Here is a 288-nt window from a genome sequence, read left to right as displayed (position 1 = left end):
GGCCATCAACATGGCCTCGTCCTGGTTGTGGGTGACCATCAGCGTGGTGATGCCCAGGCGGCGTTGGAGGTGGCGCAACTCGGTACACAGGTGCTCGCGAACCCGCGCGTCGAGGGCCGACATGGGTTCATCGAGCAGCAATAACGACGGCGCAGGCGCCAGGGCCCGCGCCAGGGCGACACGTTGTTGCTGGCCACCGGAGAGTTGGCCGGGGTATTTCTTTTCGCTGCCGAGCAGGCCCACCAGTTCGAGCATTTGCCCGACGCGCGGGCGCACTTCATCACGACC

General features: G+C 66.0%; 1 protein-coding gene. It reads right to left on the bottom strand.

Going from position 1 to position 288, the window contains the following annotated elements; genetic code table 11:
• Positions 1–288 (bottom strand): ATP-binding cassette domain-containing protein (locus tag AC0L20_RS40790; protein WP_473295790.1); only part of this gene is annotated, 288 nt, incomplete at both ends.

Source organism: Bradyrhizobium sp. Kon58 (assembly GCF_055807455.1).
Note: the sequence above shows the minus strand (reverse complement) of the source record. Positions and strands in the feature narration are given on the sequence as shown.